Origin of the sequence: Mesorhizobium sp. M8A.F.Ca.ET.165.01.1.1 (genome assembly GCF_004792065.1) — a bacterium.
Classification (GTDB): Bacteria; Pseudomonadota; Alphaproteobacteria; order Rhizobiales; family Rhizobiaceae; genus Mesorhizobium.
Genome location: NZ_SRTH01000203.1, coordinates 1 through 300, shown reverse-complemented (window position 1 = coordinate 300; position 300 = coordinate 1). Strand labels below are relative to the sequence as shown.

Annotated in this window: 1 protein-coding gene; it reads right to left on the bottom strand. The window is 65.3% G+C overall.

Going from position 1 to position 300, the window contains the following annotated elements:
* Positions 1 to 300 (bottom strand): PAS domain-containing protein (locus tag EN808_RS35750; protein WP_135918260.1); only part of this gene is annotated, 300 nt, incomplete at both ends.

Sequence of the window (300 nt, the reverse complement as noted above, 5' to 3'; positions counted from 1 at the left end):
GCTGAAGCCGGTGAGATCCGACCAGCCCTTGTTGACGGAGAACTGCCGCATATCCGAGCGCTTGGCATAGATCGACACCGGCACGTTGTCGATCAGGCTGCGGAACACCTGGTTCTCGCTCATGCTTTCCTTGAGCGCCCGCTCGCGCGCCTTGACATCGGTGATGTCGGTGCTGGAGCCGACCAGATGCACCGACCCGTCGAGGGCCACCAACCGGCTCTTGCGCGTCATCAGCTGCCGCACCGTGCCGTCGCGATGGGTGACCGGTTCCTCGACCTCGCGCCCCTTGCCGGTGGCGAC